This window comes from Bradyrhizobium sp. CCBAU 11386, from assembly GCF_028128955.1.
Lineage (GTDB): Bacteria > Pseudomonadota > Alphaproteobacteria > Rhizobiales > Xanthobacteraceae > Bradyrhizobium.
The window spans coordinates 21,502-45,362 of record NZ_LBKA01000253.1; the positions used below are offsets into that span (position 1 = coordinate 21,502).

Sequence of the window (23,861 nt, forward strand, 5' to 3'; positions counted from 1 at the left end):
ACATCTCCCTCCGGCGACGAATACGTCGCTCACAATTTCTTCCTCGAACGGCCGTATTTACATTTTGGACGCCTTCGTCATTCCCGGCATGCGTCAGCCCGCAACCGCCACATTGGACGTCTTTGGGCTCGCCTGCGCGATCGCGATCTCGCGCAACTTATGTTTGAGTATCTTGCCGGTGGAGGCTGCGGGCAAAGCGTCGAGCACGATCAATTCGGTCGGACGCTTGTACGACGTGAGCTGCCGGGCGGTGTACGCCTTCAGATCTTCGGCGCTGACGCTGGCACCGGGCAGAAGCTGCACAAACGCGACAACCTCCTCGTTGCCGTCAACCGATCGTCCCACCACGGCCGATTGGACGACCTGTTCGTGCGAATTCAACACCGCCTCCACCTCGGCGGGGTACACGTTGAAGCCCGAGCGGATGATCAGCTCCTTGGTGCGGCCAGCGATGTAGAGATGGCCCTCGCCGTTCACCCGGGCGAGATCCCCGGTGTTGAACCATCCCTGGTTGTCGATCGCCGCGGCCGTCTGCTCGGGAGCGCGATAGTAGCCGAGCATCACGTTGGGGCCTCGGACGTGCAGTTCGCCCACTTCGCCGGTCGCCACCTTCTTGCCCTTGTTGTCCACGATCCGGTGCTCGATGCCGGGAAGAAAGGGACCGACCGACTCGTCCGAGACAGGATGTTCCGAACGGACACCCGACAGGCCGGGCGAACATTCGGTGATGCCATAGTTGTTCAACAGCGGGATTCCGAACTCGTCCTCGATACGTTTCTTCAGATCGAGATCGAGCGGAGCGCCGGCAACGGCGATGGTCCGCAGACTGCCCCGTTCCAGCCGTGCGATGCCCTTGACCGCCTTGTGTTCGAGCAGGCGCTGATATGTGGCCGGCACGCCGAACAGATTCGTGATCCCCTCCTCGGCGATGGCATGGGCCAGCGCGGCGGGGTCGGCCTTGGCTACGACGTGCAGGGTGCTGCCATGCATCAGCGTGGCAATAAGAAGGATCGAATAGCCGACGATGTGGGACATCGGCAGCACACCGTAGATGCGGTCGGCCGGACCGCTTTGGCGAAGGATTCCTGAAGTCCGGGCGGCAAAGAGCAGGTTGCGGTGGCTCAGCATGACTCCCTTCGGGGCACCAGTCGTGCCTGAGGTGTACAGAAGGCCCGCGACCTGGCGGGCGCCGTCCGCCTCGACGGGCTCCGCCTTCGCATCCTCGTTGAGAGGACCAACACCGATTCCACCGAATGGCCCGACTGCCCCGATTTTCGCACCGATGCGGCTGGCGTGATCGGCGGCTTCCTTCGAAAGTGCCGAATTGAACAGCACGCGTCTTGCGCCGCTGTGCGTCGCGATCAGGTCGATCTCGCGGGCCGACAGGCGAGGATTGACCGCGATGCCCCAAGCATCGAGCTTGCTCGCCGCAAAGAGGATCGCACCCAGAGCCACGCTGTTCTCGCTGGCAATCATCACGCGATCTCCGGGCCCGATCCCCAGATCGGCGAGATCCGTCGTCGCAGCGTCGACGGCCTCCGAAAACTGCCGATAGCTCCACGAGCGGCCCCCTTCCACGAAGGCCGGATGATTCGGAATGTCGCGCACGAACGGCGCGTAGACCTCGTGTACCCTGGACGGCAGGCCATCCAACAATTCGGCCGCAGTGATAGCGTCCACACTCCTCATGCCATCCTCCCTTGTGGCGAATTCTTGCTCCGCCTTGTTTTTTTCGGGAGCGGTACGGAGCTCCCTTTCTACGATCAGATGTCGCGTGCCTGCGGCGATCGATAGCCGGACGGCAAAAGCTGGAAACTACTTTATCGTTCTAAAATAGAACGGTCAATATGAATTGAAAGAGCTATGTTCGCTCCGAGATATGTTACTTAATTGGAAGCACAGTTCCGATTTGGCATTAATAAGTCATCTCTTCAGTGACCGGAAATCGTTGGATCGCTTGGAGAAACTTGCGAGGCGAAGTCGCTCAAGGCAGATCCGCCGAGAATGCCTTCTGCCCGCGCGCGAGCGGTCGTGCCAAGCCCTTGGCACTTAGGGCTGCAACACGGACCTTACCGTGAGCGCAGCCCAGCGAACTGTGTTGAATGCCGACCGAATAGCGCAGTGAGCTGGTCGCTACGAATCCTGCCGACCAGCGCGATGGCTCTGATTGACGGATGCTCGACGCAGCTCGCCCATCGGATCGTCCTGGAGAGTTTCAGACTCGGCGCTTCCGAACAGAAGCCGACGCTCGAGCGTCTGCGCTCGCATCGAAAACGGCACGGCTCTGCGAGCTAAGCCGATCGTGCTGCGATGCCCTGCAGTCCGCGGTCTTGGCGCGATCCGGGATGTGAGCCGAGCAAAGACGCATCGCGTCCCCATGCTCACCTGCTGCTGCTAGATCCCAATTGGCCCAGACTGTGCAGATGCGGGCATTGTGGTCATAGCCAGAAGCATTAGCACTACTTGAATCTTCGTCGGTTAGGGATTCCCTCAAGCTTGGTGTACGTGAGCTCCTTCACAGACCGAGCAGCTAGGTCGCGCACCTCTTGGCTCAAGAAGGTTCAATTTCAGCGGATACTATCAGTTATAACGTATTCAAAGCCCGAAGAATTGATCCAGGTCCCCGCCGGCCCTACGGAGGCCCTACGAAGCGACGCTATGCCTCGAAGCCCGATCAGACGCCCCACTTCGGCGCGATGGCTTGGCGATCGCGAGGTGACGGCGGACCGGCCACGCCCGCACGCATTACTCAATTACGTCACAGCTTCAGGCGCGTGGTGAGGCTGAGAGACGCCTTCAATTGAACCGCCATATTGCTGGCCCCAATCTCGGAGCGAAAGCAGAACAGGTCCAAGGCTCTGGCCGAATCGAGAGATTTCATATTCCACTTTCGGAGGAATCTGCGGATAGCAGTGACGCACGATCACACCATCGGCCTCCAGCTCGCGCAGCTGAAGAGTTAACATCCTCTGCGTGGCATTAGGAATGGCACGCGACAGCTCCATGAACCGCTTCTTGCCGGCAAAGAGATGAAACAGGATCAGCGGCTTCCATGTACCTCCAATGACGGACAGCGTCACGCCGACCGAACATCCGCTTTTCGCGTCGAATCGTTTCGGACGCAATGGACGCCTCCACAGGTAATAGAATTGGCAATCGTTGCGCGCCCGCCGGACACCGAAGTACCTGCGCCAAACTGTCCGGTCATGCTCGGCCCGCCAGCATCTTTGGATGCAGGCCGTCGATCTTAGCGGGCTGTTCAGTTCGAGTTCTATATATCACATGACGGCCGTAATACAACAGGCGCCGACCGTACCAAACGGGCATGCAATATGCCTAAGACTGCAACAACATAGGCAGGCTCCCTGCTCGCGTCTTGGAGCGCCAGATCGTCACCATGTCTGGCCTACTGTCACATCGACGAGGGCGGGTGCTTTGCGTGCACATGGGCACCACCATAAATGATAGTACCCGCTTTAAATGTGCCTTCTTGCGACGAGGAGGCGCGATCCTAGGTCTATGAACAACGCAACACCGACCCAGGGATATGACCATGACGTTCAAGGCGCTGCTCGCAGCAAAGTCAGGCGAGAAGATTTCGACCAGCGTGGTCGAAATGAACGAACAGGATCTCATGCCGGGCGATGTCACAGTCGCGGTCGATTATTCCACTGTGAACTACAAGGATGCGCTGGCTCTTAGCGGGCGCACGGAGATCATTCGCCAGTTCCCCCTCATTCCCGGCATCGATCTCGCTGGAACGGTGGAGGCATCCTCCTATCCAGGCATTGCGGTCGGAGACCGCGTCGTCGCCAACAGCTGGGGACTGAGTCAGACCCATCACGGCGGATACGCGCAGAAGGCCCGGCTCAAGGGCGAATGGCTGGTCAAGATTCCGGCGCCGTTTTCAACAAAGGACGCCATGGCGATTGGCACGGCCGGTTACACCGCGATGCTGTCGGTGCTCGCCCTCGAACATGGCGGCATTACTCCGCAGCGTGGCGATATCCTCGTCACGGGCGCCAATGGCGGCGTCGGCTCTATCGCGATCGCAATCCTCTCTGATCTTGGCTATCGGGTCGTTGCATCGACTGGACGTCTTGAAGAAGCCGATTATCTGCGGAGTCTCGGCGCGGCTGATGTCGTCGATCGACGGACGCTTTCGGAGCCCGGAGTCCCGATCTCGCGCGAACGTTGGGCTGGCGCAATCGATTCAGTCGGCAGTCATACGCTAGTGAACGTATTGGCGCAGACGCAGTACCGCGGCGTAGTGACGGCATGCGGCCTTGCTCAGGGTGTCGATCTTCCCGGAACGGTTCTGCCTTTCATCCTGCGCAACGTCACCCTTGCAGGCATCGATTCGGTGAATGCCCCGCAGGACGCGCGAATCGAGGCATGGTCGCGTTTGGCTCGCGATCTAGACCTGAACAAGCTCGCCCGAACTGTGCAGGTGGTCGGCCTCGCAGAGGTCCCCAATGTGGCGCGCCAAATATTGGCAGGGAAAGTTCAGGGCCGCACCGTCGTCAACGTGAATGAGTGACCAGGTTGCGGCAGGGCTGTTCGGCGATAACTCGATGAATCGGACCGAGCGGCGTCTAGACAAGAGTACCCTACCCCAAACGACTTTACCCTCTTGGAGTCAATCGGGATGCGTGTTTTGAGACAATCAGGTGTTCTCCGCCCTCACCTTGGCTGCTGCACTCACGTCCTTCGGGGCTTGGGCCGACAATGCCCCTCGATTTGTGGAGAAATGTCGACCAGGTCAGCGGCAAGCCGAGAGCGCTGATCCGCATCACGGAATCGAACGGTACCCTGCAGGGCAAGATTGAAAAGTGTTCCGCGCTCCGGCTGCGGCGGACAATGCCTCACCGCGCCAGCCATCGAGGCCGTCAACCGCCGGGAGGGATGATTCGTTTCCGCGCGCCCTTTCGCACACGTTCGGTCACATGCTTGTTCGCTGTGTGTTGCGCGAGGCGCTGCCGGGCTTCAAGCCGTATCGAATCTACAAGCATCCGCATCGCCGATGTCGGCGTACGACCCGACAGCCGGACGAGGCCCAAATCTACCCGCACGGGGTTGTCGCGCGGATCGGACCACTGCGCGACTTGCCACTTCGTCATAAGGCCAGCGTCGAGCTCGCGCCGAAACAATTCCGGCGGCGCCAGTACGACGGCGTCGGAGCGCAGCACGAATTCGCGCAGCGCTGAGATACTTTCGCACTCGAATGCCACCGGCAGCTGCTCAGCGTGCGCGTAGCCCAGGGCCGCGGCGAGCCTGTGCCGGATGGGGCTGGGAATATGCACAGTCGCCAGTTCCAGCGCCGTCAGTTGGGACAACTGCAACTGGCGGTGCCTCGCATGCGGGTGACCTGAACGCCCGATAACGGTGCTGCTGTAGCTGCCCAACCGCTCCACCGTCCAAGGTCCGTGGCCGGGGATCTCCTGGACGTCGGACAGGAACAGCTGAATTTCCTCTGCCTCGAGCTTTGCCAGCAAGGCGGCAGTGTGATCGACTTCCAAACGGAAGCGCACGTTGCGAAACCGCTGCCGTGCGGTTGTAATCACCGGCACGGTGAAGAGTACGCTCGTGTAGGGGCCCGAGCCGATGGCGATGTCCCCCACCTCACCACCACGCAGCAGCGCGGCCTCACGCGTCAGGTCCGAGGCCGAAGCGAGAAGACGGCGCGCCAGTTGCAGAATGCGTTCACCGTCTGCCGTGATGTGCACATGACGTGAGCCCCGGTCGAACAACTTCAACCCGAGCTCGTTCTCCAGTGCACTGATACTACGACTGAAGGCGGATTGAGACAGAAAGGCGCGTTGCGCCGCCTTCGCGAAATGACGCTCCTCTGCCAGGAGCACCAAGTGTTGCAGCTCATTGGTTTTGGGCAGCATGCGCGGGGCAGTCCCTATTCCTGGTAGAAGGCCATCATTGTGTTTTTTGCATTGATATTAGCTAATCAATTCATTGGACACAATGACCAGTCTCCGGCCACAGTCTTTTCCCAACCGAGTACTGCAGGGCTTGTGCGGCCGGGCAAAACTCGAAGGGGAAGATGATGGGAGAGAAACTGGGTCGCGGCAGCACCACGTTGCACGACAAGTATTCGGTCCAGGATGACTGGGTCTATATGACCGGCATGCAGGCGCTGGTCCGCCTGCCGCTGCAACAGCGGGCACGAGATGCCGCCATGGGCTGGAACACGGGCGGTTACATTTCCGGTTACCGCGGTTCGCCCATGGGGCGCTATGACATGGAGTTGTGGGCGGCTGAGACACATCTGCAAAAGGCCAACGTGGTGTTTCGCGCTGGCCTCAACGAGGATCTTGCCGCCACGGCGATCTGGGGCAGCCAGCAGGTTGGCAACTTCGCTGGCGCCAAGGTCGATGGCGTCTTTGGCATCTGGTACGGCAAGGGGCCGGGCGTGGACCGCTCTGGCGACGTTCTGCGCCATGCCAACCTGGCGGGCACTTCCAGTCTCGGCGGTGTGATTTGCCTTGCGGGCGATGATCACGGTGCCAAGAGCTCCACGGTGGCCAACTTTTCCGACCCCATCTTCATGGCCGTCGGCATCCCGATCCTGTATCCCTCTAACACTCAGGAACTGCTTGACTACGGTCTCCATGGCATTGCAATGAGCCGCTATAGCGGCTGTTGGGTGGCGCTAAAGGTAGTCACGGACGTCGTGGAAGGTGGCGGCTCGGTGCACGTGAGCCCGCTCGCTCCTGAGATCATCACTCCGCCGCAGCCGACTATGATTCCCGACGCGCAAGGCAAAGGAGTGCATATCCGCGCGATCGACATGGCGCTGCCGCAGGAGGAGCGCCTCTACGTTCACAAGATCAGGGCCGCGGGGAATTACGCGCGCTGCAATGGCCTTAACCGCATCACGGTCAACCCGCCGGTTGCGAAGGCGGGCATCGTCGCCGCCGGCAAGGCCTGGCAGGATCTGCTGCAGGCGTTGGGACGGTTGGGCTGGAGCGAGGACAAGCTACAGCAATGGGGCATCCGCTTGTTGAAGGTCGGCATGATCTGGCCCCTAGACGCCGAAATAGTGCGCGAGTGTTCCGCTGGCGTGGAGACGCTTGTCGTCATCGAAGAGAAGCGCCCCATTCTCGAAGATCAGATCCGCACCATTCTCTACGGCCGGTCTGGATCGCCGCGCGTGATAGGCAAGCACTTCCACGGCAGTGTCTTCGACAGTGTACGAGGCCCAGTCGCCTTCCCGGATTTCGGCGAGATATCGCCGCCGCTGGTGAGGCAGGTCCTGCGCGCAGCGCTGGGCGACTACATCCCCTTGCAAGAGCGCTCGCACGAGCATCCGGGCAACGAACTTGAGATGACACGATGAAGAAGCCGCAGCGCGCCCCCAGCTTTTGTTCAGGATGCCCTCACAATCGCTCCACCCGCGTTCCGGAAGGCAGCCGCGCTCTGGCGGGCATTGGCTGCCACACCATGGCTATGCTGGCCGATCCGTTGACGACCACCACCGTCTCGCATATGGGCGCCGAGGGCGTGATGTGGCTGGGCCAGCAGCCTTTCACCAGTGAAAAACACGTCTTTGCTAATCTGGGCGATGGCACATTCTCGCATTCCGGATTTCTGGCGGTACGCCAAGCTATCGCTGCCCACGTGCCCATCACCTACAAGATCCTTTACAACGGCTTCGTCTCCATGACCGGCGGACAGTCCGTCGAGACTGGCTTGTCGCCGCGGCAGATCCTGGCCACATTGGCGGCCGAGGGCGTGCAGAAGATGGCTGTGGTCACCGACGAACCGCAGAAGTACGAGAATGTCAGCCTACCGTCCGGCGTGATGGTCCACCATCGCAATGAGCTGGACGCAGTCCAGAGGGCTTTTCGTGAATATGCGGATGTCTCGGTCATCCTCTACGACCAGCCCTGTGCAACCGAACGGCGCCGCTTGCGCAAGCGCGGGAAGTGGGAGGACCCCAACAAGAGAACTTTCATCAACGCGGCCGTTTGCGAAGGCTGCGGCGATTGCGGTACTGCTTCGAACTGCATGTCCATCGAGCCTCTCGAGACCGAACTGGGTCGCAAGCGCCAAATCAACCAAGGCACCTGCAACAAGGATTTTTCCTGTGTAGAAGGGTTTTGCCCTAGCTTCGTGACCGTTGAAGGCGGTCAACTGAAGAAGAAGAAGCCCCAAGCGCCTTTGGCTGAGCCCGGATCACCCAGGTTGGAATGGGAGGGCGAACTCCCGCCGCCGACCATTGCGCCGCTGACGCGGGTGCATAGCGTGCTCATCGCCGGAATTGGCGGCACGGGCGTCGTGACCATCGGGCAAACGCTGGCGATGGCCGCGCACATCGACGGCTATTTCAGCTCGAACCTGGACGTGACGGGTCTCGCACAGAAATATGGCGCGGTGCACTCCCACGTACGTTGGTCGCCCCGACCGGATATGTTGCACGCCACCCGGATCGCGCAGGGGGAAGCGCAGTCACTTATTGGTTGCGACTTGATCGTTGCCGCCTCCGACGAATCTATCGCCACGATCGACATCGCCGCGGGCGGCGCCGTGGTCTGCACCGATATTATCCCTACTGCGGAGTTTGCACGCAATCCAGGCTGGGGCATCAATACGGACGCGCTTATCGCGGAGTTCCGCGATAAGCTGGGCGAGCGCGCATTGCTACTCGAAGGTCAGCGCCTCGCCACCACTCTCTTGGGCGACCCCGTTGCTGCCAACATGTTCATGCTGGGTGCAGCATGGCAACTGGGCCAAATTCCGCTCAGCTTGAACGCCATCGAGCAAGCCATCGAGCTCAACGGCGTGGCGATTGCGATGAACAAGGAAGCATTCGCCTGGGGGCGGCGCGCTGCTGTCAACCTCGCGTTGGTGGAGGACATCGCAAAGGCCCGCAGGCCCTCACAGATCTTGCAGTTCGCGTCGCGGAACAGGCCGACCGTGGACGAGATCATCGGACACCGTGTCGGGCACCTGCGGGAATACGGCGTAAAGGCACTTGAGTCTCGTTACCTGGAGTTGGTCAAGCGGGTGCGCAACGTCGAGGCTTCGGTATCTACCGCCACCCAATTGACGGCGGCCGTGGCACACAACTACCACCGCCTGCTGGCGGTAAAGGACGAGTGGGAAGTTGCGAGGCTCTACACCCATCCCGACTTCCGGGCCGCGCTGGCAGACCAGTTCGAAGGCAACTTCCGGCTAAAATTCCATTTGGGCTCAGGACCCTTTGCACGTCGCAACAAAGCTACCGGCGTCCTCGAGAAGAGCGAGGTCGGCGGCTGGATGATGATCGTTTTCGAGCTCATTGCCAGCACGCGCGGCCTGCGCGGCACCTGGCTGGACCCTTTCCGCTGGAATGCCGAGCGCAAGCTCGAGCGCACCCTGCTGCAGCAATATGAGCGGGACGTAGATCGCATGCTAACCGAACTCAGCACCGATAACCTCCAGCTTGCCGTGCGAATTGCGCAACTTCCCGAGATCATCCGCGGATACGGCCACGTGAAAGAACGCCATGCCAAACAGGCTGCTGAGCAACGCCGCCAATCGTGGGAACAGTGGTCCAACGGGGCCAGCCCTAAAGACCGAGCCACACAACTTGCGGTATGAGTCTGCTATCCGACGCGCCCTACCCTGGCCTACTGCTGCAACAACACTCCTCACTCGGCAAGGCGACCCTCACCAAAGGCGCACTTTCACCGCGGCCGTCCATCTGACAGCGCGCGACCGCGGGCTTCAGCGTCGTCGCGTGAGGTGAACAGGAAGGAGCGCAAATCGCTGAAACCAAAAGGAAAGGCCTCCGGCGGGCACACCGGAGGCCTCCTTGGAGGATTAACCCAAATTGTAGAGCCTTTTGTCTCCTTTCGTTAGTTTACCGAAACTCACCAGTTGCGCTGAGCGCGGAGGAGCAGAGCGAACGTGTCCTGATCCTTCAGCTCGTAGGTCGCCGCCGGCTTGGCGGGAGCCGCGATCAGGGCGGCCGGGGTAACCGTGCCGGGGTACTTCCGGTCGAGGTGGGTCCAGCCGAGGTCAGCCGAGAACGTCAGGTTCTTGACCGGGGTCCAGCGGGTGATGACATCTGCCTGGCCAATGGCGAAGTCCGGTCCCGTAACACCGGCCAGACCACCGAACGCGCCGCCAGCACCACCTGCGCCGCAGATCGTGGTCTTGGCCAAGGTGCCGAACTGCGCCGGACCGTAAGCAGCGTAGACCGCTGTGTTCCAATACGGATCCCAGTTATGGGTTGTACGCACCACGGAAGCCTCAAGTCTTGACGGTTTCCTGCGAGCTGCCCGTGACGAAGACAGTGTTCGGAGCCGAGGCGAAGCCGAGGCTGCCGCACGCCTTGCGTGACGTCGCCTGCGATACTCGTCGAGATGCTAGTCAATGGAGCCAGATCAAGCTACGCCCTGACCACGCTGTCGAACATCGCGCTTGGCGTCGTCGGCCGCACTCGCGCCGCCCCCATATCGAGTTCTCGTTGGCTTCCGTCGCTCGCCCTCACGTAGGGCCTCTCATGTTTCTCTGTGTCCAAACGCTCTCGGCGGTGGCCGCGGCAGCAGGCAACGCTTCCACCTGGTCTAATTCAGTCGCCTTTTTGATCACAACCCTAACTACCTTTTATACCTTACGATCGTAACCATAGTTGTCTAGATCAATTTCTGGGCTATTATCTCCGCCATGCGTGTTTCCAAAGAAAAGGCGGCCGAAAACCGCGACCGAATTCTCAAGGCCGCGTCGCGCCTCATGCGAGAGCGCGGCATCACCGGTGTAGGCGTGGACGCGCTGACCGAAGCGGCCGGGATGACCCACGGCAGTCTTTACAGTCAGTTCGGTTCGAGGGAGCGGCTTGTCGAGGAAGCGGTCGCAGACGCGATAGCCACTAAAGGGCAAGAACTGCGTGAGATGTCCGGTCTCAGCGACTACGTTTCGGAGTACCTCTCCGCGGCGCACCGGGACCAGCCGGGAAGCGGCTGCCCCTTCGCAGCTTTGTGTTGTGAGATGCCGCGCCAAAGCCAAGGTGCGCGAGATCGATTCACAGTCGGACTGAAGGGCATGGTCGGCTGGCTTAGCGGACGAATGACTGCCGGGAAGCAGCGGCAACGCGATGAGGCGGCGCTGACAACGCTCGCCTCACTGGTCGGAGCACTCGTGCTTGCCCGCGCCGTAAGCGACCCCAAACTATCGGACGATATCCTTCGTTCGACCAGGAAACGGCTGGAGCGCTAAACTCTTGCCGCTATCGGACGGGTAGCGGCGCCGCACCTGCAAAATCACCATTTTTCGACCCACGGCCGGAGCACGACTTCGAACGCCCAGGTCGACCGATGCTGGCGATGCAGTTGCAGATAGGTTTTCGCGATATGGTCAGGGTGGGCCATGTTGTCGTCGACAGTTGTTCCCGCCAGCCGGTGCGCGCGGGTTCCGTCCTCCTGGGTCCAGCCGATCGCGGCGTCGATCGGCACATTCGCTATGTGGATACCTTGCGGCATCAGTTCTCTTGCCATGCTCTGCGCGAGGCCGGACTTGGCATGACATGCCATCGCAAAGGCGCCACTTGATGGGAAGCCTTTGAGCGCCGCGCTGGCGTTCGTGAAGATAATCGTTCCTCTCGCGCCATTGGCGTCTGGCTCGTTTCCAAGCATGAGCCGAGCTGCCTGTTGACCTATCAGAAACGCACTGAATGCCGAATTTCGAAGAGTTTCGAGTGCCATGACCGGGTCGGCTTCGATAACGTTCTTGCGGAAGATGCCGGGAACCCTGCCATCGATGTTATGCACGACAAGCCTCGGCGTTCCGACGTCTTGAACTACATTCGAGAACAGCTGTACCACAGCCGCCGGTTCGCTTGCATCGCAGGCGTATCGACGCACGCCATGCGTCTTCTCGAGAACTTCAAGGACCGCTTTTTCGGGATTCCTGGCCGCGACGCAGACACGCATGCCGTTTTCCGCGAACAGCCTGGCGCAACTCGAGCTGATGCCCGGGCCACCGCCGACAATGAGTGCAACGTCCTGTACAGAAGTTTGGGTACCGCGGTCGGATTGAGTCACGATGCTCCCTCTGATACGTTTGATGCCGAGCCTGCTGGCATCAGCTTTCCAAGTCTACTCCGTCAGTGGTTCATTGCTGGTATGATCGCCCTTCCTCTCTCCGGTATTTTCCCAGCTGGGACTGAAGCGCCCTCGCCTCGGCCGCGAGATAGTCAACGCGCGCCCCAAGCGCAAACCGATAGTCACCAAAGGGATCATCAAGGGTAGAGAGAAGATCGAGGAAGGCTCGTGACTTCTCGCTCAGTCGAAACGCTAATGTTCGCATTGCGGTATACACGGATCTCTCCTTCTGACTTGCCCTAGTGGAATCTGCCGCATTTTGCACATGGTTGCCCCCTCGGTAGGAGAGCGCCCCGCATTCACTCGTCCAGGAATTGGATGGCGTGCTTCAGAAACCTGTCGGGATACTGGAACTGCGCCCCGTGACCGGCATCGGGGTAAACGATCAGCTGAGCATTCGGAATGTTCTGAGCCATGTGCCAGGAGTTGATCGTGGCGATCATGATGTCGTTGACGCCGTTGACGATCAGAGTCGGCTGGGTGATTTCGGCTAGATGGGCGAATGGCTTTTCCGGATCGAGCGGTGCAACAAAGGCGGTGTTCGCGGCGATCTGAGCCTGCATGAATTCTGGCGAACTCGGCGGATCCTGATCCTTGCGCTGGTGGCGACGTTCCCAGAAGTCGCGACCGGCCTGTTTGGCCGCCTCGGATGGACCGAAGAACAGAAACAGGAAGTCGTCAACAGTCGGCACTGGTCGGGGTGCGACTTCGAAAATCTTCGGATTAGGATCGGGATTGCCGCCGCGCGGCTGGGTGCCGAGCAACATCAGCCTACGGACCAGATCTGGATGACGTCGAGTCAGATCCTGCGCCACCATTCCCCCGAGCGAGAACCCCACGACGTCGACCCTGGAAATACCGAGCGCTTGGATCACCTGTGCCGCGTCATCAGCCATGTCCTCGATGAGGGTGCGCGGCGCACCCGTTGACGATGCGCAGCCGCGGTAGTCGTACAGAATGACCTCGCGGCCTGCCGCCAGTCCGTCTGTCATGAGCGGATCCCAATGATCCATGCCGCCGCGAAAATGCTGAAGGAAGAACAGCGGAGGCTGTCCAGAAGCCGCGTTGCCCCAGCGACGGTAGGCGAAGCGATCGCCGTCCACTTCGATGATGCGGGTCGGTGCCGTGCCATGCGTGTCTGCCATGATGTGCTCCTTGTGATGGGACGAAATGCTCCACGCCTCCCGAGCCGATTGGCCCGATGGCTATCGAGATTGGAGCGCGAGAAAGAGGACCGCGCATGCGCGCGGCCCTCTGAGCGTCAACGGCGGGCTGATTCAGCCATGGTCGGATAGTCGGTGTAGCCCGCCGAGCTTCCCCCGTAGAGAGTCGCCGGATTAAGGTTCACTAGCGGCGCCCCCATCTTTAGGCGCTCGACAAGATCCGGGTTGGCGATGAACGGCCTTCCGAAGGCAAACAGATCCGCCAGCCCTTCCCGCAACCGCGTCGTCGCGAGGTCCAGATCGTAGCCGTTGTTGGCAATATACGTATTCTTGAACTTGTTCCGAAGCGCCTTGAAGTCGAACGGTGTAACGTCGCGCGGTCCGCCCGTCGCGCCTTCAACGACATGGAGGTAGGCGATACCGAGCTCGTCGAGCTTCGCGACAATGTAGTTGAACTGTGCCTGCGGGTCGGTTGCGGACACTCCGTTGGCAGGCGACACCGGCGAAATCCGAACCCCGGTTCGGTTCACCCCAACTTCTTCAACGACTGCCGCTGTCACCTCAAGCATAAGCCTGGCACGATTCTCGACCGACCCGCCATATGCATCGGCGCGTGTGTTGGCTCCGTCCTTAGCGAATTGATCGAGCAGGTAACCGTTCGCGCCGTGAACCTCGACACCATCGAAGCCGGCGGCAATCGCATTGCCAGCGGCGCGACGGAAGTCCTCGATAATGCCGGGGATCTCGTCGAGTTTGAGCGCCCGAGGTTCCGACACATCGACGAAGGTGTTGTTCACGAAGGTCTTGGTCTGCGCCCTGACCGCGGAAGGCGCCACCGGAGGCTGGCCCTCCGGCTGCAGGTCGACATGCGACACCCGACCAACGTGCCAGAGCTGCAGGAAGATGCGTCCGCCCTTGTCATGAACAGCATCGGTCACCCTTCGCCAGCCGTCGATCTGCGCGTGGGAGTAGATGCCGGGCGTGTCCTGATAGCCCTGTCCTTGCTGCGAGATCTGGGTCGCCTCCGAGATGATCAGGCCCGCCGAGGCGCGTTGCGCGTAGTATTCCGCGGCGAGATCGCCCGGCACAAACCCGGCACTCGCTCTGTTGCGCGTCAACGGCGCCATGACGATCCGGTTGGACAGAGTGAGAGAGCCGAGTACATAAGGCTCAAAGAGCGTCTTGTTAGCCATCTATCACCTTTACCCTTGGAGTTTGAGGATTCATCCGTTGAACTTCCCAATCCCGCATTCGCGCCCGCATTGCCACCCATGCCACCGAGCACATAGGTGCGGCAGCGGCCGCGTGTGCGAGAACTGGAGATCGATTCGAGCTACTCTTTCCGACGATTTCAAAGACGACGAGTTGAGCGCTTGTGCCGCAGTCGCACCAACATCAATCAGAGCGACCCGTGGTAGCGGGCAGCGGCATATTCTTGCCGAACACCCGGAAGCATTGCTTGCCGAGCCGCCTGATAGGCGTCCCACTGCCCGGCGTCGTGGAGTGGCGGAATCGTGACAGGTTCACGACGATCGAAGCCAACCAACGCAGCGTCAACCAACTCTCCCACGTCCATCACCACCGGAAGCGTGTTGACGTCAATGCTGGCACGCTCCCAGATCTCGGTGCGTGTCGCAGCGGGCAGCACCGCCTGGACATAGACGCCCTTGGGGCCGAGTTCGAGGCTGAGCCCCTGAGACAGAAACGTCACGAAAGCTTTGGTCGCGCCGTACACCGACATCCCGAACTCCGGCGCGAGCCCGACCACTGACGAAATGTTGACGATCGCGCCTTCGCCGGCCGCGACAAACCGCGGCGCCACGGCGCTGGCAAGGCGAACGACAGCGGTCGTGTTCAGAGCGACAAGACGTCCGACATCGTCGGCAGCTTGCGCGACAAAGGTCCCACCCAGAGCCGCCCCGGCATTGTTGACGAGGACACCAATGCGGCGGTCGTCACGCAGCCGGGTTTCCACGACCGCGAGCTCAGCTGGGTTGGTGAGATCGGCCTGCAGAATGTCGATAGCAACACCCGTCTCGTCACGAAGCCGGGCAGCGAGTGCCTCCATTCGCTCCTTGTCGCGGGCCACCAGCACGAGATTGTGGCCGCGGCGAGCGAAACGGTCTGCATAGGTCGCCCCGATGCCCGAGGAGGCTCCGGTGACAAGGACAGTAGAATTGTCAGCCATAATCTTGTTCTCTCTCAAGGGGATCTATTACGCCCATCGCAATTCCGATGAGGCCGCAGAGGATTCTAGTCTGCGACCGTGATGACGACCTTGCCCTTCGCACGCCCGGTCTCGACATAGGCGAGCGCATCGCCGGTTTTTTCGAACGGGAAAATTTTATCCACGACCGGACGGATTGCGCCGGATTCGATCAGGGTCGTGATTTCGCTCAGCTGCTGCCCCTGCGCATGCATGAACAGGAACGAGAAGCGCACCCCGAGGCTTCTGGCCTTTTTCCGCACGCCGCGGCTCAGCAAGCGTATCACCAGTTTCATGAAGATGTTCATCCCATGCTCTCTGGCGAATTCGGGGTCGGGCGGCCCGGAGATCGAGATAAGGAGGCCGCCCGGCTTGAGCACGCGCAGAGATTTTTCGAGCGTCTTGGCGTCCTGGCTGTGCACGACAAGGTCGTAGCCTGACAAGACCTTCTCGAAATCCTGAGTCTTGTAATCGATCACCAAGTCCGCGCCGAGGCTCTTGACCAACTCGGCATTTTTCGCGCTTGTCGTCGTCGCAACGACCGCACCGAGATGCTTGGCGAGTTGGATCGCGAAAGTCCCCACACCGCCGGAGCCCGCCTGGATGAAGACCTTCTGGCCGGGCTTCAGCTTGCCCACCTCGGCCAGCGCCTGCCAAGCGGTCAGCCCCACCAGCGGGATGGAAGCGGTCTCCTTCATGCTGATGTTCGAGGGCTTCGGCGCCACGTCCGCTTCATTCATGGCGATGAATTCGGCGAATGTTCCGATGCGATTATCGCGCGGCCGTGCGTAGACTTCGTCGCCCGCCTTGAACCGTCGCACCCTGGGGCCAACCCTGACGACGATCCCGGCCACATCGTGGCCCAGAATGAAGGGCGGACGATACGGCAGGATGAGTTTGAATTCTCCATCCCTGAGCTTGGAGTCCAGGACGTTCACAGCAGTTGCATGAACCCGAACCAGGACATCATCGTCCAGAAGTTCCGGTTCTGGCATGGTTGCCAAGCGCAGAGCGCTCTTCTTCTTGTACTTGTCGACAACGAACGCCTTCATGATGTCATCTCCATTTGAAAGTTAGCCGCAGCGTTAGGCGTCGAGAAAGGACAGCGCCTTCGGCACGAAATCGGCGTGGTACTGGAAAATCCCGCCATGCCCGGCATCTTCGTAGATGACCAGTTGTGCGCCCGGGATACGCCGTGCCATGTCGGTGCTGTTCGCGGTCGGCACCATGATGTCGTTATCGCCATTCGCGATCAGGACCGGGATACGGATGCTGCCGAGATCCTGAGGCGCCTGCTGGCCCCAGCTCTTGATCGCCTTGAGTTGCCGCAAGAAGGCCTCGGCTGTGGCTCCTTTGTCCCGGTCTGCCTTGCGCTCCTTCAGCCTTGCCAGAAAGGCCCTTGCGGCTCGGCGGCCATTGGTCGTGGGCGTGAAGAACAGGTAGAACTTTGGATCTCGCAGTGTCAGCAACCCCTTGATCATCAGCGGCCAGGACACCGGCCCAACCTTGTCGATACCTTCGCCGCCCGCCGGACCCGTGCCGGTCAGAATCAGCTTTCGCACGAGACCAGGGGCTGTCAGCGCGATATCCTGGGCTACGAAGCCGCCGAGGGAAAAGCCAAGCAGATCGACTTTTTCAAAGCCCAGCGCCGCGATTACAGCAATCGTATCTTGCGCCATTTCACCAACGGTGACCGGCGCTTTCCCGCTTGAAGCGCCGATGCCTCGGTAGTCGATCGCGATGACGCGATGCTTGGTGGCGAGCCCATCGACGATCGGTGGATCGAAATTGTCGAGAACCGCGCCCCAATGGTTCAGAAGGATTAATGGCACGCCACTGCGCGGACCGATGTCGCGATAAGCAAAGGTAGTTCCTGCAGCACGGATGGAAAGATTCGGCGCATCAACATAGCGCACAACCGATACGGGGTGACTGACATAGCTGGTCATCGCTTACTCCGTTGTCCGGCTCAGACCGGAAGTCCCAACATGGAAGGGGGACATTCGGTCGGTTGGCGCAGTTTCCTGCTCGCGCCACGAGATGCATGTGCTGGCTACGCCAGCCCGAATTGCGACCGCAGTATCTTGTCGAATAGAGCCCGAGGAACAAAACGCCGGGCGAATGCAGCTTTCCTCGCGGCCTTGCCCGAGGGGTAGCGCAGGCGCGGAGTTTTATCGCGCGCAGCCTGGACGATGGTTTCGGCTACGCTTTCAGCCGTGTCCGCCACAGCCATCGCCCGCTCATACGCCACAAGATACTTCGTGCGGCTCGCGTTGTAGGCGGCGAGTGGCATATCGGACGGGACGGTGCTGGCTTCAAACGGGGTACGCGTAGCGGCCGGCTCGATAACAACGACGCGCACACCGAATTCGCGCACTTCATGATCTAGCGACTCCGAGTATCCCTCGATCGCGTGCTTGCTGGCCGAATAGTAGGCGCTGTAGGGAGCCGGAATGAGCCCCAGCCCGGAGCCGACATTGAGGATCCGCCCGCCACCCTGTGCTCGCATGATTGGCAACACGGCATTGGTCATCCGCACAACGCCGTGGAAATTCGTCTCGAACAGCGAGCGGACTTGCGCGATCGAGCTTTCTTCTGCGGCGCCTGTCACTCCAACTCCGGCATTGTTGATCAGTAGATCGATCTGCCCGAGTTCGGAATATGCGCGAGCGACGGCGACTGCGACGGATTCATCTGACGTGACGTCGCACGGAATCATCCGGATACCATTGACGACCGCGTCGGGATCGGCTCGTCGACTGGTTCCGATTACTCGGTAGCCAGCACTCGCCAGCGCGGAAACGGCGGCCTTGCCGATGCCGCTAGACGCACCAGTGAGGAACGCGGTCTTCTGGCGCTCCAGCGCCTTAAAGGACGGCATCATATTACCTCTTGCGCGAAGCAGTCGATTTCAAAGTGAAACGACCCTTTCGCATATTTTTGATGACGATCGTCATCATTACTGATAGATGATATCCGTCATCAAAAATGTCAAGCGCGATTTTCGCGAATCTGAGAACGCTCGGCTTCTGCCAACGGAGTGAGAAAAACATGAGGGTGACGCGGGAAAAGGCGCTGGAGAACCGCGAGCAGACCATCGAGACCGCAGCGCGCCTGCTGCGTAAGCATGGTTTCGACGGGATCGGCGTTGCCGACATCATGAAGGCAGCGGGGCTGACCCATGGCGGCTTTTATCGCAACTTCGCTTCGAAGGATGAGCTGGCGGTCAAGGCCAGCGAACATGCGATCGCGGACACGATAGCGCTGCTGAAGGAAGGACTTGCCCAACAGCCTGAGGATCCGTTTCGTACACTGATCGAACGCTACGTGTCATCCGCTCATCGCGACGATCTGAGTTCCGGATGCATTCTGCCGGCGTTGGCCGCCGACGCGGCGCGGCGCGAAGATCCCGCTCTCCGCGCCATCTTCACGACGGCGATCCAATTCTATCTTGAGCAGATCGCACAACTGTCGTCCATGCCCCCAAGGTCCACCGACGGCAGACATCCCGCGGCCATCCTCTCGGAGATGGTTGGGGCCGTCATATTGTCTCGGGTGATTGCGCACGCCCCTTTGGCGGAATCGCTGATGGCTGCCGTGGTTGCGGATATTGCCGGACCATTACCGGCCAATAAATCGGCCGAGAAGTGACCTTACGCGGGAGCAGGCAGTTCGCGCCCGATCAGGAAACGATTCCGTCTGGAGTCGCCGGCATTCTCATCAATCTCACCTGTAGCTGGGAGCGCGTTTTTCGATGAAGGCCCGAACGGCTTCGGCGTGCTGCGCGGTACCCGCAGCAACGACCATCTTCTCGGCCTCCTGATCCAATGACGTAAGAAAGTCAGCCGACAACGCAAGGTCGAGATTATCCTTCATCGAGGCATACGCGCTCACGGGACCGTTCGCCAAAGTCCGAGCCAATGCGAACGCTTCGTTTTGCAGATCGACATCAGGCACCACGCGATTGACCAATCCAAATGCTTCGCAGCGCCGTGCATCGATCCGTTCGGATAAAAACATCAGCTCGCGGGCACGCGCAGTCCCGGCCAGCCGGGTCAGCAGCCATGAAATGCCGTAATCGCCGGTGAGCGCAATTCTGGCATAACCTGTCGTCATGATGGTGGATTCAGCCGCGATACGAATATCGCAGGCGAGCGCGATCGCAAGCCCAGCGCCAGCCGCCGGTCCCGGCAGGGCCGCGATGGTCGGTTTGCGCACCGAGACAAGTACGCCGGTCAGCGTTCGCTGACGCTCCTTCAGTCGCGCAACCTTGTCGCTGAATGACATAGCCGGTGCGGCCGAACTGCCGCCCATCCCCTTAACGTCGCCGCCGGAACAGAAAGCGCTGCCTGCACCGGTAATCAGCAGTGCGCCGACGTCCGGATCGTCACCGCTCTGCTTGATCATCCGACGCAACGCCGGCGTGAGATGATCGGACAGCGAATTTCGCGCCTCGGGCCGGTTCAAGGTGATCACGGCAACGCGATCCCGGATCACGCACAGCAGTTCGTCCGTCCCTGTATCAACCGAGATTGACTCACCCGTCATGGTTCTGACCTTTCAGGTTCGGCATCTGCCGCGCTCTTAAATGATAAGCACGTAATCGCAACCGCGTTTCTCATTGGCCAGGTGTCACCAGTTTTCGCGGAATGGCCGCAGTTCCGTTAGGAATGACCACGCCGATCGGTCCTGACCGTAGAGATGGTACAGTTCGTCGGCGATGGCAGCAGGCTTGATGAAGAATTCATCCGGTTTGTCGCTTATGCGCGCGCGCATCCTGGGCGTGTCGATCACAGCGTCGATGAGAAGATAGGCGACGTGCACGCCGAGAGGCCCAATGTCCAGTGCGATCGACTCGGCCAATATACGCTGTGCCGCCTTCGTCGGAGCGAAGCCGGCAAAGTTAGCTTTGCCTCGGATCGAAGACGTGTTTCCGGTCACCAGGATTGCGCCCTTGCCGCGATCGATCATGTCAGGAGCCACCTCGCGCGCCAGGTACAGCAGGCCCATGACGTTGACTTCGAAATTACCCTTCAGCATCTTCGGATCGATCTCGCGAAAGCTCCCCCAGCCCCCTCCTACCGCGTTGTGGACGAGAACTTCGGGCGCACCGAACCGGCCCTTTACGTCGGCGACGACGGTCCTCACCTGGCTCTCGTCTGAGACATCGCAGGTCACCGCGTGCACGTCGGGAATTTCTTGCGCAAGGGAATTGATGAGGTCAGCTGAGCGAGCAAGCGCTATGATACGGAATCCGCCTGCAGAGAACCGCTTGACGATGGCAGCTCCCGTGCCCGGCCCTACCCCGGTGACGATCGCGATTGGTTTCTCGGTCATTCGATGCTCCGTTCGAGCGATTACCCGGCCGCGCTCATATGAATACGCTCGGACTGCGACTGATAGACGGCGGCCTCCTGCGCGGAAACCAGTGCCAGACGAACCGCGACGTTCTTGTGGTAGGGCGTTCCCGCAATGGGATCGCGGTTGCCGCTCTCGGTGAGCAGATTGATGCGCGGCCCGTTGATCAGCCGCTCTCCGTCTGGCGTGGGGTATGCCTGACCGTAGCCGTGCGGCAGCGCCAGCTGGCCATTCCGCATGGCGTCGTCGACCTTGCAGCGCACGACCAGCCGCCCGGCCGCCGACTCGACGGCGACCCAGTCACCATCCTCCGCGCCCAACTCGCTCAGATCGCTGGAATTGATCAACATGGCGCCGTCCGGATCATCGCGACGCCACGCAGGATCGCGAAAGATCTGGTTGGCATTGAACATGCGGCGGCCACCGGCCGCCAGCATGAACGGAAACTCCTTTGGCGCGCCCGCTGCCTGCGGATCGAGCCGCGCGAGCCATTCCAACATTTGCGGGACCACCAGCCGAACCTTGCGGTCCGAATGGCTGATCAATGACCAGACCTCATCATAGTCGTGCCGGGTAATGGCAGTGCCTTGCCGGGTGGCTACGATCGTGTCGAACAGGAGATCGCCGAGCTGGTGATCCGCCACTTCATCCGATGCGCCGATCGCCCGCCGCACCGCTTGCGGCGATCGCTTCGCGCAAGCCAGTGCCGCCCCCCACAAAGGTGCCGCAGCCGCCGTGCCGTCCGGAAGCGTCTGCCCTAGCGTGTGATAGAGCACGAGCGCAGCGACCGCGCCGGGGTTTTCAGCGATGACAGCACGAAAGGCGATGGCGAACTCGGCTCGCGAACGCCGCGCGGCCTCCCGCAGGGGCGCGAGCACATTGTCACCTGGCAGAAGCCCCAGGGCGATGGCAAGCCGCGTGTAGATTTCGGGTTCCGGCAAGGTGCCGGCGAGCGGCGGCAACACACCGGCACGAACATGAAAATAGTTCGTCGGAAATTCGAAGTTGAACAGGGTGAATTCCGTTTTCTCGAACTGTGAGGACGCCGGGAGAACGTAATGCGCGAGCTGTGCGGTTTCGGTCATCGCAACGTCGACCACAACGCACAGATCGAGCGAGCGCAGCGCGCGCTCCACGGCCTCGGTGTTTGCGGCCGTGTTTGCGGGATTGGAACTGTCGATCCAGGCGCAGCGCAACCGGTCGGGATGGTCCTTGAGGACCGCTTCGGGGAAAATGTTGGGCGGCAACAGGCCCCCAATAATCGCGTCGCCGGTCGGTGTGAATGTCTGGTTCGGAGAATTTCCCCATAGCGGTTGAAGCCAGCTATGCAATTGGTTGGTACCTTTACGGCCGAAATTTCCGGAAAGCATGATTAGAAGCTTTTCGAGATAGGAGTTGAGCGTCGAGTTGATGCCCTGCTGGATACCAAGCTCGACCCGCACCACCATGGCCTTCGCCGCCACGATCATCGCGGCGCAACGCTCGATATCAGCGACCGAGATGTCCGCGGCCGCAGCCCATTCTCCTACGGGGATATCCAACAGCGCCTGCCTCACTTCTGCGAAGCCGATCGTGTGCTCCTCAATGAAGGCATGGTCGATCCGGTCGGACCGGACGAGCGTGGCCAGAAGCGCGCCCAGGAGAAACGCATCGGCACCGGGACGAACCGCAAGATGCAGATCCGCCATTTCGGCGGTCTCAGTTCGCCTGGGATCGATCACGATCAGCTTGCGTGCCGGGTCCTTGCGGATTTGATTGAGGTGGTCGCGCGCATTGGGAAAGCCGTGCGCGATCCAGGGATTTGCACCGATGACAAGCAGGAGATCGCAATGATGGACGTCCTCGGCGGTGTGGCACGTCTGGCTGCCGAACATGTGGCCATTGACCCAGAAGTCGCCGGTTTTTTCCTGCGAAAGGGCGTTGAAGACGCTGCGCGAGCCCAGCGCGCGCAACAATCCGCTGGCGTAGGCGCCGCCGGCGTGGTTGCCCTGCCCGCCACCGCCGTAAAGGGCGATACTCTTGCCGCCATATCTGTCGACGATGTCGCGCAGCCGCGCCGCGATTTCTGCGATCGCCACGTCCCACTCGATTTCATCGAAGCCGCCGTCCGCGCGACGGCGCAGCGGGGTCGTGAGCCGATCCTTGTGATGCGCATAATATGGAATCCGGGTCGCCTTGTTGCACAGATAACCCTGTGATTTCGGGCTCGAACGGTCGCCCCGCACTTTCTCGAGCAGCCCGTCATTCACCAGGACTTCGATCCCGCAATTGATGTAACACAGGTTGCAGGCTGTCTTGAGCCATCTGCCGGCCGTCATGGGGACCTCCCGAAGGTTATGATTTTTCGCAGCGCGTCGCCTTCGTTGTTGTTCGTTGCGGCTTCCGGGTCCGGCCGCCTACGGCCTTGCGTCCGGCATCGAGGATGCGGTCGGAAAGTTTTCCCGTGCCGACGGCACGCGACAGCACGATCGATCCCACCATGGTTGCGATAGTGCCCGTCGCGATCTGGCGGACCTGTTGAGGTGGCTCGCTGGGAAGGAGCTCGACAAGGGCATCGATCATTTTCTCCAGTTTGGAAGCCAGGGCCTGCTGCTCGCTCGGGCTCGATCGCGCGACATCGACGGCTAGGGTTGGAAGCGCGCAACCGTGTTTAGGATTGTCGCGATGCCTGAGACTAAGATAATCGGCGATCAACGCATCGAAGCGTTCCCTGCCGGCTTTCCCGTTCGCCAGTTTTTTCCATCGCTCAGTCGTTTGGTCCATTGCAAAGGCGATCGCCTCGCTGACAAGCGCGGCACGCGAATCGAAATGATTATAGAAACCGCCATGCGTGAGACCCGCGAGCTTCATTAGGTCGACAACACTGAGCCCTTCCGCGCCCCTTTGGCGCAAACCGTAGGAGGCATTTTCAACGATCCGATCGTGGGTTTGACGCCTGTGGTCTTCTACGTATCGCATCGCCACTCCGTGCAAGGTCCTAAGGTGATCGGCTGCACAACCCGTCCCCATCCCCTCGAAGATTTCATTGCAATG

The 23,861-nt window shown here is 60.6% G+C and carries 19 protein-coding genes and 1 pseudogene; 5 read left to right on the forward strand and 15 right to left on the reverse strand.

Annotated elements, in window-relative coordinates:
* Window positions 1-93: 93 nt before the first annotated feature.
* Window positions 94-1,689 carry a class I adenylate-forming enzyme family protein gene (locus XI09_RS34565; protein ID WP_271570862.1) on the reverse strand — a complete coding sequence of 532 codons (1,596 nt, stop codon included), beginning with the start codon at window positions 1,687-1,689 and terminating at the stop codon, window positions 94-96.
* Window positions 1,690-2,753: 1,064 nt separating this feature from the next.
* On the reverse strand, window positions 2,754-3,125 hold the full coding sequence (locus tag XI09_RS34570; protein ID WP_271570863.1) for a winged helix-turn-helix transcriptional regulator: 372 nt from the start codon (window positions 3,123-3,125) through the stop codon (window positions 2,754-2,756).
* A gap of 428 nt (window positions 3,126-3,553) precedes the next feature.
* Here XI09_RS34570 and acuI point away from each other — a divergent pair, with 428 nt between their 5' ends.
* Window positions 3,554-4,540 (forward strand): acrylyl-CoA reductase (NADPH), encoded by a 987-nt coding sequence (gene acuI, locus XI09_RS34575; protein ID WP_271570864.1) that lies wholly within the window; start codon window positions 3,554-3,556, stop codon window positions 4,538-4,540.
* 349 nt (window positions 4,541-4,889) lie between these two features.
* Here the strand turns inward: acuI and XI09_RS34580 are convergent, their stop codons facing one another.
* Entirely contained in the window at window positions 4,890-5,894 is a 1,005-nt protein-coding gene (locus XI09_RS34580) for a LysR family transcriptional regulator (RefSeq protein WP_271570865.1), read from the reverse strand.
* Window positions 5,895-6,055: 161 nt separating this feature from the next.
* On the opposite strand from XI09_RS34580, the gene XI09_RS34585 reads away from it, so the two are divergent.
* Together XI09_RS34585 and XI09_RS34590 are read left to right on the forward strand one after the other, a co-directional pair.
* Window positions 6,056-7,351, forward strand: a complete 1,296-nt coding sequence (locus XI09_RS34585) for a hypothetical protein (RefSeq protein WP_271570866.1) — start codon at window positions 6,056-6,058, stop codon at window positions 7,349-7,351.
* Window positions 7,348-9,597: an indolepyruvate ferredoxin oxidoreductase family protein gene (locus XI09_RS34590; RefSeq protein WP_271570867.1), complete on the forward strand. Its 2,250-nt coding sequence runs from the start codon at window positions 7,348-7,350 to the stop codon at window positions 9,595-9,597. Before XI09_RS34585 ends, XI09_RS34590 begins: the two co-directional genes overlap by 4 nt.
* 272 nt (window positions 9,598-9,869) lie before the next feature.
* On the opposite strand, the pseudogene XI09_RS34595 reads toward XI09_RS34590, so the two are convergent.
* A pseudogene (locus XI09_RS34595) lies at window positions 9,870-10,344 on the reverse strand (porin); the annotation flags it as partial.
* 324 nt (window positions 10,345-10,668) lie between these two features.
* Here XI09_RS34595 and XI09_RS34600 point away from each other — a divergent pair.
* Window positions 10,669-11,217: a TetR/AcrR family transcriptional regulator gene (locus XI09_RS34600; RefSeq protein ID WP_271570868.1), complete on the forward strand. Its 549-nt coding sequence runs from the start codon at window positions 10,669-10,671 to the stop codon at window positions 11,215-11,217.
* A 44-nt stretch (window positions 11,218-11,261) separates the two neighbouring features.
* Here the strand turns inward: XI09_RS34600 and XI09_RS34605 are convergent, their stop codons facing one another.
* The 7 genes from XI09_RS34605 to XI09_RS34635 form a co-directional block, all read right to left on the reverse strand.
* Complete coding sequence (locus tag XI09_RS34605; protein ID WP_271570869.1) at window positions 11,262-12,041, reverse strand: SDR family oxidoreductase; 780 nt, start codon at window positions 12,039-12,041, stop codon at window positions 11,262-11,264.
* A 359-nt stretch (window positions 12,042-12,400) separates the two neighbouring features.
* Entirely contained in the window at window positions 12,401-13,246 is an 846-nt protein-coding gene (locus XI09_RS34610) for an alpha/beta fold hydrolase (protein ID WP_271570870.1), read from the reverse strand.
* A gap of 116 nt (window positions 13,247-13,362) precedes the next feature.
* Window positions 13,363-14,457, reverse strand: coding sequence for an alkene reductase (locus tag XI09_RS34615; RefSeq protein ID WP_271570871.1), 1,095 nt, complete (start codon window positions 14,455-14,457; stop codon window positions 13,363-13,365).
* 206 nt (window positions 14,458-14,663) lie between these two features.
* On the reverse strand, window positions 14,664-15,452 hold the full coding sequence (locus XI09_RS34620; protein ID WP_271570872.1) for an SDR family NAD(P)-dependent oxidoreductase: 789 nt from the start codon (window positions 15,450-15,452) through the stop codon (window positions 14,664-14,666).
* Between the two features lie 65 nt (window positions 15,453-15,517).
* Complete coding sequence (locus XI09_RS34625; protein WP_271570873.1) at window positions 15,518-16,522, reverse strand: NADP-dependent oxidoreductase; 1,005 nt, start codon at window positions 16,520-16,522, stop codon at window positions 15,518-15,520.
* 33 nt (window positions 16,523-16,555) lie between these two features.
* A complete protein-coding gene (locus XI09_RS34630; RefSeq protein WP_271570874.1) occupies window positions 16,556-17,419 on the reverse strand; it encodes an alpha/beta fold hydrolase in 864 nt (287 codons plus the stop codon).
* A 104-nt stretch (window positions 17,420-17,523) separates the two neighbouring features.
* Complete coding sequence (locus tag XI09_RS34635; RefSeq protein ID WP_271570999.1) at window positions 17,524-18,351, reverse strand: oxidoreductase; 828 nt, start codon at window positions 18,349-18,351, stop codon at window positions 17,524-17,526.
* 170 nt (window positions 18,352-18,521) lie between these two features.
* On the opposite strand from XI09_RS34635, the gene XI09_RS34640 reads away from it, so the two are divergent.
* Window positions 18,522-19,121, forward strand: coding sequence for a TetR/AcrR family transcriptional regulator (locus tag XI09_RS34640; protein WP_271570875.1), 600 nt, complete (start codon window positions 18,522-18,524; stop codon window positions 19,119-19,121).
* 75 nt (window positions 19,122-19,196) lie between these two features.
* On the opposite strand, the gene XI09_RS34645 is transcribed toward XI09_RS34640, so the two are convergent.
* From XI09_RS34645 to XI09_RS34660, 4 genes are all read right to left on the reverse strand, one after another.
* Window positions 19,197-20,018: an enoyl-CoA hydratase-related protein gene (locus XI09_RS34645; protein WP_271570876.1), complete on the reverse strand. Its 822-nt coding sequence runs from the start codon at window positions 20,016-20,018 to the stop codon at window positions 19,197-19,199.
* An 84-nt stretch (window positions 20,019-20,102) separates the two neighbouring features.
* Window positions 20,103-20,807: an SDR family NAD(P)-dependent oxidoreductase gene (locus XI09_RS34650; RefSeq protein ID WP_271570877.1), complete on the reverse strand. Its 705-nt coding sequence runs from the start codon at window positions 20,805-20,807 to the stop codon at window positions 20,103-20,105.
* Between the two features lie 20 nt (window positions 20,808-20,827).
* Window positions 20,828-23,146 carry a molybdopterin-dependent oxidoreductase gene (locus XI09_RS34655; protein WP_271570878.1) on the reverse strand — a complete coding sequence of 773 codons (2,319 nt, stop codon included), beginning with the start codon at window positions 23,144-23,146 and terminating at the stop codon, window positions 20,828-20,830.
* A gap of 16 nt (window positions 23,147-23,162) precedes the next feature.
* Entirely contained in the window at window positions 23,163-23,786 is a 624-nt protein-coding gene (locus XI09_RS34660) for a TetR/AcrR family transcriptional regulator (RefSeq protein WP_271570879.1), read from the reverse strand.
* Window positions 23,787-23,861: the final 75 nt, after the last annotated feature.